We start from the raw sequence: 14,528 nt of genomic DNA on the forward strand, positions 1-14,528 counted from the left end.
ATCACTCCTTTGACATGGACGGTTGGCCGGGCAGGCAGGAGGGGGCAGGCGCGTCCAGGATCACGACGGACTCGCCGGGCAGCTCCAGGGTGTCCGGACCCACCACGATACCTGTATCGGACTGGAGCAGGAGGTGACCGGCCGCGGCGCCCGGGCACGCCAGCCGTTGCGGGGCAGGGTGCAGGTTGCACACCACCCGCAGTCCCGACCGGTGCACGATCAACCAGCGTGCCGCCTCGTCGAAATGCGCCTCGATCGCCTCCAGACGGTCGTCGCCGAACGCCGAGTGGGCATGCCTCAGGGCGATCAGGGCCCGGTACCACTGCAAGATGTCGGCATGCGGCTCGCGTTCGAGCTCGTCCCAGTCCAGGCGGGATTGTTCGAAGGTCTCGATGGATTGCGGGTCCGGGACGTTGCCGGGATCGGTGCCCCGGCGGAAGGCCGCGAACTCGCGCTGGCGGCCTTCGGTCACCGCGCGCCCCAGGTCGGCGTCCGTGTGATCGGTGAAATACAAAAACGGCGTCGCGGCCGCCCATTCCTCCCCCTGGAACAGCATGGGCACGAAGGGACTGGTCATCACCAGGGCTGCGCCAATCTTCAGTAGTCCCGGCGAGCCGCCTTCACTGATTCGGTCCCCCAGGGCCCGATTGCCAATCTGGTCGTGGTTTTGCAGGCAGCCGATGAAACGCCGTCCGGGCAGGTCGGAGGCTGGTCGCCCGTGGGTACGCCGGCGGTAGTGGGAGTAGCGCCCGTCATAGACGAGGCCGCGCGTCAGCGCCCGGGCGACATCCGCGAGGCGTCCGAAGTCCGCGTAGTACCCGTCGGATTCCCCGGTCAGCAGGGCATGCAGTGCGTGATGGAAGTCCTCGTTCCACTGCGCGTCCAGCCCGTAGCCGCCGGCCTCGACCGGCCGTGCCACGCGCGGGTCGTTGCGGTCGTTCTCCGCGATCACCACCAGGTGCCGCCCGCGCGCGCGCCCGAGGCGTTGCACCTCGGTGGCGAGCTGCTCGATGAAATGGGTGGCCGAGGTATCGACAATCGCGTGTACCGCGTCGATGCGCAGGCCGTCGATGTGGTAGTCGCGCAGCCACATCAGGGCGTTGTCGACGAAGAAGCGGCGCACGGGGTCACTGTCCGGGCCGTCGAGGTTCACCGCGTCGCCCCAGGGGGTTTGATAGTGGTCGGTGAAATAGGGCCCGAACTGCGCCAGGTAGTTGCCGTCCGGCCCGAGGTGGTTGTAGACCACGTCCAGCAGCACCGCGATGCCGCGGCGGTGGGAGGCATCCACCAGCCGTTTCAGGCCATCGGGGCCCCCGTAGGCGTGGTGCGGTGCGTACAGGTCGACCCCGTCGTAGCCCCAGCCGCGCTCGCCGGGGAATGCCGCCACCGGCATCAGCTCCAGGTGGGTGATGCCGAGGTCGACCAGGTGATCGAGGTGGTCGATCACGCCGTCGAAGCTGCCTTCCGGGGTAAAAGTGCCGACGTGGATCTCCTGGATCACCGCCGCGGCCAGCGGCGGCGCCTGCCAGCCGGCGTCGTTCCAGACGAAGCGGGAATGCTCCAGCCAGCGCGACGGGCCGTGCACGCCCTGCGGCTGCCAGGCGGAGCGCGGGTCGGGGAACGGGCCGTTGCCGTCGACGCGGAAGGCATAGTCGCTGCCGTGCACCACCCGCGAGGTCTGCAGCGACCACCAGCCGTCCGCGCGGCGGTCCATTGGCATGCGGCTGCCACCGCACTCCAGTTCGACCTGATGCGCCTCGGGGGCCCACACGCTAACGGTGGTCATGACGTGGCCTCCTCGCGTTCGAGCAGGGCCACCGGAAACGCATCGAGGATCTCCGCGACCGGGTAGTCGCCGCCTTGCAACGCCGCGCCGGACAGGCGGTTGTGCCAGGTGCCGGGTGGAACCGCAAGCCGGGTGCCGCCCCAGTCGCCCGCCAGCCCGAGTGTCAGGCGCGGCACCAGCACCAGCGCCCCTTCGCCGCGCAGGTAGGCGACCGCGTGCCCGGCGCGTTCGCCGCTGGCGCGCAGCGGGGTACAGGCCGCATCCGGGCGGAACCACTCCGGGTGGCGGCGGCGCAGGGCCAGGGCCTGGTGCACCACCCACTGCTTGGGCAGGCCCTCGTCGCCGCGGGCGTTGATCTGTGCCGGCGAGAGGTGCGCGAGTTCCTCCAGCAGGCGGGTCCGCGTGTCGAAGTCCACCGGGCGGCGGTTGTCCGGGTCGACCAGGCTCAGGTCCCACAGCTCGCTGCCCTGGTAGATGTCCGGGATGCCCGGTGCGGTGAGCTTGATCAGGGTCTGCGCCAGGCTGTTGGTGCGGCCGGGGCCGACCAGCGGCTGCAGGAACGACTCCAGCGATTCGCGAAACCCCGGGTCGTCCAGGGTGCCGGCCACGAAATCGCGTAGGGCCTGCTCGTAGTCCTCCTGCGGATGGGTCCAGCTGGTGTGCTGCTTGGCCTCGCGTGAGGCCTTTTCCATGTAGGCCGTCATGCGCTCGGCGTCGATCGGCCAGGCACCGAGCAGCGTCTGGTAGTACAGGTACTCGGTGGCCGGGTCCGGCCACCCGCCACTGCGGTGGCAGGCGTTGTGACGCATCCAGCGACGCACGCTCCTGGCCCAGGCCTCCGGCATCTCGGAGAGCAGCAGCAGGCGGGCGCGTACGTCCTCGCTGCGCTTGGTGTCATGGGTTGAGGTGGCCAGCATCGCCTCGGGGTGCAGCGCCCGGGCCCGGGCGCTGGCCTCGTGGAACTCGTCCACCGACAACCCGAAGCTTCCCGGGTCGCCGCCGACCTCGTTGAGTGCCGTCAGGCGGTGGAAGCGGTACAGCGCGGTATCCTCCACGCCCTTGGCCATCGCCGGGCCTGTCAGCTGCTGGAAGCGCAGGGCGAGCTCGGTCTCGCGCTCGCCCGGGATGCTTAGCAGGAGCAGGTTGCGCAGGAACTGCAGCAGCTCGCTGTCCAGCTCCGGGCGGCGCTCGGCGGCCTGCTGGATCGCGGTCTCCACGCAGCCGACGTCGGCCGCCGTCACGCCGCCTTCGCGTGGGGTGACATAGGTGCGGTAGACCGGGAAGCAGGCCGCCGCCTCCAGCAGGGCGAGGTACAGCTCGTGACGGGTGTAGTCGCGGTGGCGGCGGTGGCGTTCGCAGATATCCACGAACAGCGAGCTCAGGCGATTGAGTTCGCTGCCGAGCAGGTCCTTGAGTATCTGTCGCTTGGATTCGTAGATCAGTCCCGGGTAGTCGGCCTCCTCGCCGGTGAGCTCCGCGAACAGCCGTGTCAGCGGGGTCTCGCCGGCCGGGTCCGCGAACAGCCCCTGCACGCGGTTGAGGAAGTCGTAGCCGGTGGTGCCGGCGATTGGCCAGTCGTCCGGCAGCTGCTCGCCGGGCTCGAGGATCTTCTCGGCGACGATCCAGGTGTCCGGACAGGCGCGGTGCAACTGGCTGAAGTACTGCCGGGGGTCGCGCAGTCCGTCCGGGTGGTCGACCCGCAGGCCGTGCACCGAGCCTTCCGCCACCCAGCGGACCGGCAACGCATGCACGGCCTGGAAGACCTCCTCCTTCTCCTGCCGCAGCCCGGCCAGGTCGTTGATGTCGAAGAACCGCCGGTAGCCAAGGTCGCGGCCGGCGGTGCGCCACCAGGCCAGCCGGTAGTTCTGCTTCTCGATCAGCGCATCCAGGGCATCGGGGTCGGCGTTGATCCGCTCGACCTCGGTCGCGATCGCCTCGGCGGCCGCCGGGTTCTGGCGGGTCGTGTCGTCCAGAAGCTGGCGGATCACGTCCTGGTCGCGGTGGCGCCGTTGCACCGAATGGTGTGCGATCAGATGCGGCTGTGGCAGGCGTGCACAGGATTCCGCGAGAAAGCCCAGCAGTTCGATACCCGTGGCGCGACAGGCGCGGGCGAGCAGCTCGTTGAGAGAGGAGGGGTCCAGCGGGAAGCGGTGCTCGTAATAGGCGAGGTCGAACAGCCCGGCGCCATATTGCAGGCGGATCTCGCCGGCCTCGAGGACACGGCCGTAATGATCGCCCAGCACCGGGAGCAGGACCTTGTTTGGCCAGCGCTCCTCCGAGGACTCCCAGTCGACGTCGAAGTACGTCGCAAACGGGCTGGACGGGCCGTTCTCCAGCACATCCCACCACCACGGGTTCTGGTCCCCGGCCACCGCCATGTGATTGGGCACGATGTCCAGTACCAGGCCCATCCCGGCCGCCGCCAGCGCCGCGCACAGGCGCTGGCGTGCTGGCTCGCCGCCAAGCTCTTCGTTGACGCGCGAGGGGTCGACCACGTCATAGCCGTGGGTGCTGCCGCGCACCGCCTGCAGGATCGGCGAAAGATAGACATGCGAAACCCCCAGCCGCGCGAGATAGGGAACAATCGCGGCAGCGTCGTCCAGCGTGAACCCCGGGTGCAGCTGCAGGCGACAAGTCGCGATTCGCTCGGGTTGGGCCTGTCGTCTCTCGCGGCCGTCCGCGGACCCCGCGCTTCCTGTACTGCTGATGGATCCCTGCATCGCCCTCCGTCCCGAAGGCAGGCCGGCCGGGCAATCCGGCCGCTAACCCGAATATGGACCACATCCCGAACGAAGGGAATCCGCATCGCCGGCCAACGACCAGAAACTGGGGCACGGCCGTCGGGATGGACCGCATGGCAGGAGGCAGGAGCTTCGCGGGGTGATGGGGTAAGCTTCCGGCATACCCCCACCCATGCGAAGGAGCTTCCGTATGCGTCGAGCGCTGGTCCTGCCCGCCTGTCTGGTCTCGTTGTTTTCCGTTGCGCTGGTTTCCGGGAATGCCCACGCGGCCGGGGCCGCGACACTGGTCCTGGAGGGCGATGAGTACGTGCTGGAGATGGAGGTCTGTGATTTCTCGGGTGAGTCGGATGACCGCTACCAGACGCTGGTGGCGCGCGCGGATACGGATCGCGGCCCGCTGCGGGTATTCGCCTCGCGCAATGCGGTTGCGGGGATGCTGACGCACTCGGTGTCGCTGCAGTTTGGGGACTTTCGTGCGGGTGGCGAGGTGCTGGAGGCCAATCGGACCCGCATGGGCCAGCAGTGGATTAGTGCCGCCGGAGGTGCTGCCGAGCCGCTGATCCAGATCGACGGCAGCGAACTGCAGGCCGACGGCCGATTCGCGGATATGGAGATGACGGGGGAGCCGGTGGACGGGCGCCTGACCGCGACCTGCGATCGCCGGTAGGCTTGGCGGGCCAAGCGCAGCCGTTGCATTATTTTCGGGTGGTTGGGCGCGCACCCGCCTGACCACCTGACGTATCGAGTTTCAGGAGGCGGCCGGAATGATCAAGGAGTCGGACTGGAAGCGGTTCAGCCGGTTGAAGGAAACCGCGCTGGATCGTTACTGCGAACGAGCCCTGGCCGATTGTCGGGCGACGATGGAACAGGACGACCGGTCGAATCACGAACGCTTTCTGGACCTGTACGAGCAAATGCGCGCAGCGGACAAGCGGCTTGCGTTCATCTTCGATGGCCACGCCCGCTCGAAGGCGCTGGACCAGTTCACGTGCATGCGGCGCGAGGGGCTGATCGAGGATGCGGAGCTGGCAGCGTTTACCGAAGAATTTGTCGAGAACACCCGGCCGCGGGGCGGGTAGTCTCTGGCTGGGTCGGGCGCCCAACGCGCAGGCGTATGCGCTGTATGCGAAGCGTCTCGGACCACCGGGCCGCATGCGCCCGCGCGTCCTTCACACAGCAACGCTCTGACCCCGGCGCCTCGCAGGTGACTGGAGCCGGTACCCAGATCGTCCCACAAGCCGCTCGAGCCCGCTCGCCGTGGTGTTGGATTGGGCGGTGAGCTTCGAGCCGATTGCCTGCCCCCCTGGTTTGCCGTGGTGGCCCTTTGCGAGCCGGGACGCTTTCAAGGGTTCGCGTAGGTGAAGGGCAGAAACCAAAAGGCCCGGCGGGTGCCGGGCCTTCGGGGTGGATCAGGAGGCGAGTCGCTTGTACTTGACCCGGTGCGGCTGGTCGGCCGCGGCGCCCAGGCGCTTGTGGCGGTCTTCCTCGTACTCCTGGTAGTTGCCGTCGAAGAACACCACGTTGCCGTCTTCCTCGAACGCGAGGATATGCGTGGCGATGCGGTCGAGGAACCAGCGATCATGCGAGATCACGATCACGGAGCCGGGGAAGTCCAGCAGCGCCTCTTCCAGCGCGCGCAGGGTCTCCACGTCCAGGTCGTTGGTCGGTTCGTCGAGCAGCAGGAAGTTGCCGCCGCTTTGCAGCAGCTTGGCCAGGTGCACGCGGTTGCGCTCCCCACCGGAGAGATCCTTCATGCGCTTTTGCTGGTCGGTGCCCTTGAAGTTGAAGCGGCCGACGTAGGCGCGTGACGGCATCTGGAAGTTGCCGACCTGGATGATGTCCTGGCCGTTGGAGATCTCCTCCCAGACGGTCTTCTCGTCCTGCAGGGCATCGCGGCTCTGGTCGACATAGGCCAGCTGCACGGTTTCGCCCAGCTCGATGGTCCCTTCGTCCGGTTGTTCCTGGCCGGCGATCATGCGGAACAGGGTGGTCTTGCCCACGCCGTTCGGGCCGATCACACCGATCAGCGCACCGCGCGGAACGGAGAGAGACAGGCCCTGGTAGAGCACGCGATCGCCGAAGTGCTTGGACAGGTTGTCCACCTCCAGCACCTTGTCGCCCAGACGCGGGCCCGGCGGGATGTAGATCTCCTTGGTCTCGGAGCGCTTCTGGTAGTCGGTGGAGGCGATCTCCTCGAAGCGCTTCAGGCGGGCCTTGCTCTTGGCACCACGGCCCTTCGGGTTGGAGCGCACCCACTCCAGTTCGGACTCCATCGCCTTCACGCGGGCCGCCTCGGATTTTTCTTCCTGCTTCAGGCGCTTTTCCTTCTGTTCCAGCCACTGCGAGTAGTTGCCCTGGAACGGGATGCCCTGGCCACGGTCCAGCTCGAGGATCCAGCCGGCCACATTGTCGAGGAAGTAGCGGTCATGGGTCACCGCAACCACGGTGCCCTGGAACTCCTGCAGGAAGCGCTCCAGCCAGGCCACGGATTCGGCGTCCAGGTGGTTGGTCGGCTCATCGAGGATCAGCATGTCCGGGTTGGACAGCAACAGCCGGCACAGCGCCACACGGCGGCGTTCCCCCCCGGAGAGGTTCTTCACGTCGGCATCCCACGGCGGCAGGCGCAGGGCGTCGGCAGCCACCTCCAGCTTTCGCTCCAGGTTGTGGCCGTCGGCGGCCTCGATCTTCGCCTCCAGCTCGCCCTGCTTCGCGGCCAGGGCGTCGAAGTCGGCCTCCGGCTCGGCATAGGCGGCATACACCTGATCCAGCTCGGCCAGGGCTTCCTTGACCGGGGCCACGGCCTCTTCCACGTTGCCGCGGACATCCTTGTTCTCGTCGAGCTGCGGCTCCTGCGACAGGTAGCCGATGTGGATGCCCGGCTGCGGGCGCGCCTCGCCGACAATGTCGGTATCCACGCCTGCCATGATGCGCAGCAGGGTAGATTTGCCCGCGCCGTTGTAGCCCAGCACGCCAATCTTGGCGCCCGGGAAGAAATTCAGGTTGATGTCCTTGAGGATGTACTTCTTCGGCGGGACGATCTTGCCCACGCCGTTCATGGTGAAGATGTACTGCGCCATGGTGCTCCTGCGACGAATTCGGTTTGGATGAGGGGGCTGGCCACTCGTGGCCCGCGCTGGGTCGGCACTTTACCATCCCAAGGGGGTCAGGGGCGTGTCTCGCGGACTGCCAGGGTTCCACCGCGGGCGGTCCCCGCAACTCCGCGATCCTTGTGGGTGTGTGTCGAATGAAGCGATCAAGGCGTTCAACGAGCGGGCGGGGGGACTGGCACGCCCTGGAAAGCTCGGGCCGTCCCATGAATCGGGGAGCGCAGCGGCCCTGCGACGGTGCCACATGCGACTGCGCCTCCTTTCTGCCACCCGGGACTGGACCCGGAGGCATCAAGCCGGGGCTCGAGGAATATCGGCGCGAAAGCCCCAATACTCGGAATGCTGGACGGCACAGGCTCAGCGCAAGCTGCTACCATTCATGCAATGAGAAGGTATCAAAGGGGGCGCGCGCACCAGGCCTTGCGCAGGGGCACGGTGCCCGCGCACAAGGCGCTGGATCAGCACCGGTTGATGCAGCGGCTGACCGGTAGCGAGCTTACCCGCGAGCAGTACGCGGAATCGCTTGCGGCCATGTGCCGACCGCATGCCCGACTGGAGCGGCGGGTTCATGCAAGCCGCCATCATGCGGAGTCGGGATTTGAGCTGTTACCACGTCTCGCGCGATTGGAAGCGGACCTGGTCGCGTTGGGCCAGCCCGTCCCTCCGGTCTCGCAGACGCCGCCGGACCTTTCGGATGGACGTGCGGCCTGGTGGGGCCGGGTTTATGTACTGGAGGGATCGCGTCAGGGCAGTGCGGTGATTGCCCGGTGCATTCGTTCCAACCTGGGCGATACGGTGCCTTGCCGTTTTTTCGGTGAGACCATCGTGCCCGACGACTTTGGTCGCTTGCTGGCGACGCTCGAGCGCGAGCTGGAAGTCGAGGACGCTCTCGCGCAGGCTGTAGCAGGCGCCCGAGAGGCGTTCGCCGACTACAAGGCCGAGCTGGATGCCTTCGACAGCAGGAAACGCGCTGTCGAAATGCGATAAATTCATTGCCCGCTGTCACTCCGCGAAGGAGATGAAGGATATGGACGAGCCGGAACTGGATGCCGCGCTCGAGGCTTGCGACCGTGAGCCGGTGCATATCCCGGGAGCGATTCAGCCGCATGGTGCGCTGGTTGCCATGGACGAGCAGCTCCAGGAGGTTCGCCAGGTCAGCGCCAACCTCGAAGCCATCCTCGGTGTGGCGCCGGCCGATGCCCTTGCCATGACACCCGAGCGGATGTTCACTCGCCGCTGGCTCGATCAGATCCGCATCCAGCTCGATTCACGGAACCGTTACGGTGCGCTGATCGTGTCGCTGCGTAGCCGTGGCCGGTCGCAGCGTTTTCGCCTGCTGTCGTATCGCAGTGGTGCGCGCGTGGTGGTCGAACTCGAACCGATTTCCGGCAATCCCGAACGCTGGCTGTTCGGCGCGATGGCCGACTGGCAGACCGAGCTGTCCGGACACACGACCCGTGACGGGCTGCTGCGCGCGCTTACCGCCCTGGTGCGCGAACTGGCCGGCTACGATCGGGTGATGATCTATCGGTTCGACGAGGACTGGAACGGCAGCGTCGTCGCCGAAAGCCTGGCCGACGGTGCCGACACCTACCTGGGTCACCACTTTCCGGCCAGCGACATTCCCGCCCAGGTGCGGCAGCTCTACAGCATCATGCGGGTGCGCGACATCCCGGATGCTTCGGCGGCAGCCGTGCCGCTCGTCCCGACAAGCGACCCGGCCGACGCTTCTCCCCTCGATCTTTCGTGCGGCATCCTGCGGGCGGTCGCACCGATCCATGTCACCTACCTGGCCAACATGGGCGTGGTCGCCTCGATGTCGATCGCCCTGCACCTCGATGGACGGTTGTGGGGGTTGCTGGCCTGCCATGCAGCGGCACGCAATATCCTGTCGCCGGCGTTGCGTGATGCCCTGCGCGCCATGGTGCAGACCACCTGTGTTCAGCTCGAATTGGTCCAGGCCCGCGAGGAGGCCGCGCTGATTCAACGGGCCAACGACAGTCGTGACGTCCTGGTCGATCAGCGTGGGGAGTTTCCCGAACCGGAAGAACTGCTGGCAAGCCACGGCAAGGAATGGTTGCGGATCTTCCGGGCCAGTGGCGCGGTTCTGGCCGCCGGTGATCAGAGCGCCGGCGTGGGCACGGTGCCGGATGCGGAATCGATCGACGGGATCGTCGCCTGGTTGAACAGGCATCACTCCGGCGATCTGGCCTGGTCATCGCGAGAACTCGGCCGGACCGAACTGGGAAGGTTCTGCGAACCCGCCCGGGCCTCGGGCTTGCTGGCGGTACCGCTGCCGATCCGGAACCCGCGTGACGCCTGGCTGCTGTTCTTTCGATCAGAGAAGGCCGAAACGCGCATCTGGGCGGGCAACCCCGAAAAGACACTCGACCGACAAAGTGGGCGAATTTCGCCGCGCGAGAGCTTCGCCTCCTGGAAGGAAATCGTGCGCGGACAGAGTGTCCCGTGGCAATCGGCGGAGCTGCGTGCGGCGACCGACCTGGCCAGCGATCTGGCCGTGCTGATCGCGGCCGGCGAAATCAGTCAGCTTAACCAGCGGCTCGAGCGCCTGGCCACCCGTGACCATCTCACCGGCCTGTGGAACCGCTACCGCATGGAGGAGGCGATCGACCAGGAGGTCGCCGTGGCCGAACGCTACGGGCGACCTTGCGCGCTGGTCATGTTCGATATCGACCATTTCAAGCGCTTCAACGATACCTGGGGTCACGATGCCGGTGATGAAGTGCTGGTCACGGTGGCGCGGACCGTCTCGACCTTCATGCGCGATGCCGATCTTGCGGGTCGCTGGGGCGGTGAAGAATTCCTCGTACTGGCTGCCAATACCGGTCTCGAGGGTGCAACCCGCCTGGCAGAACGGTTGCGCGCGGCGATCGCGGGCCTGGAGATCCGTGACTACGGCAGTGTGACCGCCAGTTTCGGCGTGGCGGTATACCGGGAGGGTGATCAGAGACGCGGAATCGTCAAGCGTGCTGATCTGGGTCTGTATGCCGCCAAGGAGGGCGGGCGCAACCGGGTAGAAGTCAGCGCGGGTTGAAGCCGCGATCCCTCCAGATCGGATTTCCCCTGGTTATGGCGTTCCTGCGCAGCACCGGGATTTACTGGTGCGGGTTGAAGCCGCGGCGGCGCAGGAAGGCCTTTTCCAGCTCGACGAGGGTGAACAGGACGATCCCGAACACGAGGATGCGGCCCCATTCCTCCAGGCCGATGGCGGTGGTGCCGAACAGGAACTGCAGCGGTGGGGCGTAGGTAAACATGCCCTGTAGCAGGATCAGGGCGCCGACGGCGATCAGCACGGGGCGGCTGCCGAACAGGCCCTCGCGATTGCAGGACGGTTCCAGGATGTAGCGGCTGTTGAACAGGAAGAACAACTGGCCCATGACCAGGGTGTTGATCGCCACGGTGCGGGCGAATTCGTCGGCCACGCCCTGTTGTTCCAGCCACAGGAAGTGGCCGAAGGTGCCGGCGACCAGCAGTGCCGAGACGAACCCCACGCGCCAGATCAGGAAGCCGGACAGCAGGGGGGTGCGCGGCGGGCGTGGAGGGCGCTGCATCACGCCGGGTTCGGTCGGTTCGAAGGCCAGCGCCAGCGCCAGGGTCACGGCGGTGACCATGTTCACCCACAGCACCTGCACCGGGGTCAGCGGCAGCGTCAGGCCGAGCAGGATGGCGGCGACGATGGTGAAGGCCTGGCCGCCGTTGGTGGGCAGCAGAAACAGGATGGCCTTCTTCAGGTTGTCGTAGACCGTGCGGCCTTCTTCCACCGCGTTGGCGATGGAAGCGAAGTTGTCGTCGGCCAGCACCATCTCGGAGGCCTCGCGCGCGGCCTCGGTGCCCTTGATGCCCATGGCGATCCCGACATCCGCGCGTTTGAGCGCCGGGGCGTCGTTGACGCCGTCGCCGGTCATCGCCACCACCTCGTGATGGCTCTGGATGGCGCGCACCAGGCGCAGCTTGTGCTCGGGCGTGGCGCGGGCGAACACGTCCACGTGGCGGACCTGCTCCTCCAGCTCTTCGTCGGTGGCGTTCTCCAGTTCGTGGCCTACCACCACGCCGCCCTCGGTGCGGATGCCCAGTTCGTCGGCGATGGCGCGCGCGGTGACGCCGTGATCGCCGGTGATCATCTTTACGCGGATGCCGGCTTCCTGGCAGTGGGCCACTGCCTTGATGGCCTCTTCGCGGGGCGGGTCGATGATGCCGCAGACGGCGACCAGGGTGAGACCGCCATCCTCGATGTCGGCAAACTCCAACTCCCGGCGATGATCCTCCATGCTCCGCGTGGCCAGGGCGAGCAGGCGCTGGCCGCGCGCGGCGACGCCGTCCATCCACTGCTGCCAGTGTTCGGCGTCCAGGGGCTCTTCGCCGTCGGCGGTGCGCTGGGTGCTGCAGACGGCCAGCACGCGTTCCGGCGCGCCCTTCAGGAAGACGAATGCCCCGCCTTCGTGATCGTGATGCAGGGTCGCCATGAACTTGTAGGACGACTCGAAGGGGATCACGTCGTCGCGTACATAGCGCTCGTTGACCTCCTTCGGGTCCAGCCCGCCCTTCATCGCCGCAGTGATCAGCGCCCCCTCGGTGGGGTCCCCCTCCATGGTCCAGGCGTCGTCCTTCGGGTAGACCTCGGCATCGTTGCACAGCAGGATGCCGCGCAGGATCTCCGCGAGCAGCGGGTCGGATTCCGGATCGGCCTCCTGGCCGTCGCGGGTAATCCCGCCGTGCGGCTCGTAGCCGACCCCGGTCAGTTCGTACTCCGCCGCGGTGGTGACGATGCTCTTCACCGTCATCTCGTTGCGGGTCAGGGTGCCGGTCTTGTCCGAGCAGATGGTGGTGACCGAGCCGAGGGTCTCCACCGCCGGCAGGCGGCGGATGATCGCGTGGCGCGCGGCCATGCGCTGTACCCCGATCGCCAGGGTGATGGTCATGATCGCGGGCAGGCCCTCGGGGATGGCCGCGACCGCGAGGCTGACCGCCGCGAGGAAGGTCTCCACCAGGTCGTAGTCGCGCACCCAGAAGCCAAAGGCGAAGGTGGCCGCGGCCAGTATGCCGATCGCCACCGACAGCCAGCGGCCGAACTGCGCGATCTGGCGCAGCAGCGGCGTCGTCAGGGTCTCCACCTCGCCGATCAGGGTGGAGATGCGTCCGATCTCCGTATCGGCCCCGGTGCCGATCACCACGCCGCGCCCCTGGCCGAAGGCGACGAGTGTGCCGGAATACGCCATCGAGACGCGGTCGCCGAGGTCGGCCTCTGGCTCCACCGGGGCGGTCTGCTTCTCGCTGGCGACCGATTCGCCGGTCAGCGCGGCCTCGTCGATGCGCATGTTGTGCGCCCCGGTCAGGCGCAGGTCCGCCGGGACGCGGTCTCCCGCCTGCAGGTAGACGATGTCGCCGGGGACCAGCTCTTCCGCAGGGATACTCCGGCGCTGGCCGTCGCGCAGCACCTGCGCCTTCGGCGAGAGCATCTGGCGGATCGCGTCCAGCGCCTTCTCCGCCTTGCCCTCCTGGATGTGGCCGATGATCGCGTTGATCAGTACCACCCCCAGGATCACGCCGGTATCCAGCCAGTGCCCGAGGAAAGCGGTGCCGATGGCCGCGGCGATCAGTACGTAGATCAGCACGTTGTGAAACTGCAGCAGGAAACGCCGGATGGGTCCGGTGCGTGCGGTTTCCGGCAGGCGATTGGGGCCGACGTCCTGCAGCCTATGTTCGGCATCCGGAGACTTGAGCCCGTGCTCGTCCACCTCCAGGCGCTTGAGGACCTCGTCGGTCTTCAGGGCGTGCCAGTCGAGGGATGGGTCACGATTGCTCATGCGTCTACCGTCAAGGTGGCGGCGGCGGGGCCGTTCCAGATTTGTCTATCATGCGCTGCGCAGGCCGCGCTGTCAGGACTACGCCCACGCGTTCGGGCGGAATTTTCCCACCGCTACTGAGTCTATTGGATCACGCTAACCACCCAGGAGGTTCCCCATGTCCCGTTGGATCGCCACGGCCGCCCTTGCGGCCGCAGCATTGTTGGTGGCCCCGGCCGCTCAAGCCGCGGAGAAGGTCACGCTGGAACACGATGATTTGACCCTGGTCGGGCATATGAAGGAAGGCATGGGGGCGAGCCCCTCCGATGGTGTGGTGCTGATGCTGCACGGCACCCTGGCGCACGGGCGCATGGAGGTGATGGCGGGGGTGCAGGACCTGCTGGCCGAGCACGGACTGAACTCCCTGTCGATCAACCTGAGCTACGGGATCGATGCACGTGAAGGGATGTTCGAGTGTGACGCCCCGGTGCGTCACGGGGTCGACGATCACCTGCAGGAGGTCAGCCTGTGGCACGAGTGGCTGCAGGACGAAGGCTACGGCCCGGTCACCCTGTTCGGGCACTCCCGTGGGGCCAATCAGGTCGCCCGCTACCTGACCGAGCACGACCCGGACGGCATCCGCGCCCTGGTGCTGGTGGCGGCTTCCACCTTTGACGAGGATGAGGCTGCGGCGGATTTCGAGGAGCAAAGCGGCCTGCCGCTGCAGGTGATGCTGGATCGTGCCCGCGAACTGCAGCGCATGAACCAGGAAGAGACCCTGATGGAGGACGTGCGCTTCCTCTATTGCGAGGAGCTGGACGTGACCCCGCGCGCCTTCCTTGGCTACTACGAACCGACTCGCCAGAACGACACCCCCTCGGTGATCCGCGGGATGCAGATCCCGACGCTGGTGATCGTGGGCTCCGAGGACGACGTGGTCCCGGATCTTCCGCAGAAGGTCGAGGCGGTGAAGGACAGCGGCGACATCACCCTGATGACCGTGGACGGTGCCGATCACTTCTTCCGCGACTTCTTCGCGGATGACGTGGCCGATTTCACCGCGGACTTCATCGATCAGAACTGATCGGTA

9 protein-coding genes are annotated in these 14,528 nt (G+C 67.0%); 5 read left to right on the plus strand and 4 right to left on the minus strand.

The features are described from left to right. Position 1: 1 nt before the first annotated feature. Both treZ and treY read right to left on the minus strand, forming a co-directional pair. On the minus strand, positions 2–1,786 hold the full coding sequence (gene treZ, locus F792_RS0104880; protein WP_018168606.1) for a malto-oligosyltrehalose trehalohydrolase: 1,785 nt from the start codon (positions 1,784–1,786) through the stop codon (positions 2–4). Further along, complete coding sequence (gene treY / locus F792_RS0104885; protein WP_018168607.1) at positions 1,783–4,506, minus strand: malto-oligosyltrehalose synthase; 2,724 nt, start codon at positions 4,504–4,506, stop codon at positions 1,783–1,785. The genes treZ and treY overlap by 4 nt, the downstream gene beginning before the upstream one ends. Before the next feature lie 211 nt (positions 4,507–4,717). Here treY and F792_RS0104890 point away from each other — a divergent pair, with 211 nt between their 5' ends. Then, a complete protein-coding gene (locus F792_RS0104890) occupies positions 4,718–5,194 on the plus strand; it encodes a hypothetical protein (protein WP_018168608.1) in 477 nt (158 codons plus the stop codon). Between the two features lie 97 nt (positions 5,195–5,291). Continuing rightward, complete coding sequence (locus F792_RS0104895) at positions 5,292–5,606, plus strand: hypothetical protein (RefSeq protein WP_018168609.1); 315 nt, start codon at positions 5,292–5,294, stop codon at positions 5,604–5,606. Positions 5,607–5,936: 330 nt separating this feature from the next. Here the strand turns inward: F792_RS0104895 and ettA are convergent, their stop codons facing one another. Further along, positions 5,937–7,604 carry an energy-dependent translational throttle protein EttA gene (ettA, locus tag F792_RS0104900; RefSeq protein ID WP_018168610.1) on the minus strand — a complete coding sequence of 556 codons (1,668 nt, stop codon included), beginning with the start codon at positions 7,602–7,604 and terminating at the stop codon, positions 5,937–5,939. Between the two features lie 369 nt (positions 7,605–7,973). Between ettA and F792_RS0104905 the strand changes: the two genes are divergently transcribed. Together F792_RS0104905 and F792_RS0104910 are read left to right on the plus strand one after the other, a co-directional pair. Beyond that, complete coding sequence (locus F792_RS0104905) at positions 7,974–8,621, plus strand: biliverdin-producing heme oxygenase (RefSeq protein WP_018168611.1); 648 nt, start codon at positions 7,974–7,976, stop codon at positions 8,619–8,621. Positions 8,622–8,661: 40 nt separating this feature from the next. Then, complete coding sequence (locus tag F792_RS0104910; RefSeq protein WP_018144333.1) at positions 8,662–10,689, plus strand: sensor domain-containing diguanylate cyclase; 2,028 nt, start codon at positions 8,662–8,664, stop codon at positions 10,687–10,689. 61 nt (positions 10,690–10,750) lie between these two features. Here F792_RS0104910 and F792_RS0104915 read toward each other — a convergent pair whose 3' ends face one another. Beyond that, entirely contained in the window at positions 10,751–13,459 is a 2,709-nt protein-coding gene (locus tag F792_RS0104915; RefSeq protein WP_018168613.1) for a cation-transporting P-type ATPase, read from the minus strand. Positions 13,460–13,616: 157 nt separating this feature from the next. Between F792_RS0104915 and F792_RS0104920 the strand changes: the two genes are divergently transcribed. Continuing rightward, positions 13,617–14,522, plus strand: coding sequence for an alpha/beta hydrolase (locus F792_RS0104920; RefSeq protein ID WP_018168614.1), 906 nt, complete (start codon positions 13,617–13,619; stop codon positions 14,520–14,522). Positions 14,523–14,528 lie beyond the last annotated feature (6 nt).

The organism is Thioalkalivibrio sp. ALMg9 (assembly GCF_000380625.1).
Lineage (GTDB): Bacteria > Pseudomonadota > Gammaproteobacteria > Ectothiorhodospirales > Ectothiorhodospiraceae > Thioalkalivibrio > Thioalkalivibrio versutus.

Coding starts and splice junctions, on each gene's coding strand:
- treZ (WP_018168606.1), bottom strand. CDS start 1,786: ATGACCACCGTTAGCGTGTGGGCCCCCGAGGCGCATCAGGTCGAACTG.
- treY (WP_018168607.1), bottom strand. CDS start 4,506: ATGCAGGGATCCATCAGCAGTACAGGAAGCGCGGGGTCCGCGGACGGC.
- F792_RS0104890 (WP_018168608.1), top strand. CDS start 4,718: ATGCGTCGAGCGCTGGTCCTGCCCGCCTGTCTGGTCTCGTTGTTTTCC.
- F792_RS0104895 (WP_018168609.1), top strand. CDS start 5,292: ATGATCAAGGAGTCGGACTGGAAGCGGTTCAGCCGGTTGAAGGAAACC.
- ettA (WP_018168610.1), bottom strand. CDS start 7,604: ATGGCGCAGTACATCTTCACCATGAACGGCGTGGGCAAGATCGTCCCG.
- F792_RS0104905 (WP_018168611.1), top strand. CDS start 7,974: ATGCTGGACGGCACAGGCTCAGCGCAAGCTGCTACCATTCATGCAATG.
- F792_RS0104910 (WP_018144333.1), top strand. CDS start 8,662: ATGGACGAGCCGGAACTGGATGCCGCGCTCGAGGCTTGCGACCGTGAG.
- F792_RS0104915 (WP_018168613.1), bottom strand. CDS start 13,459: ATGAGCAATCGTGACCCATCCCTCGACTGGCACGCCCTGAAGACCGAC.
- F792_RS0104920 (WP_018168614.1), top strand. CDS start 13,617: ATGTCCCGTTGGATCGCCACGGCCGCCCTTGCGGCCGCAGCATTGTTG.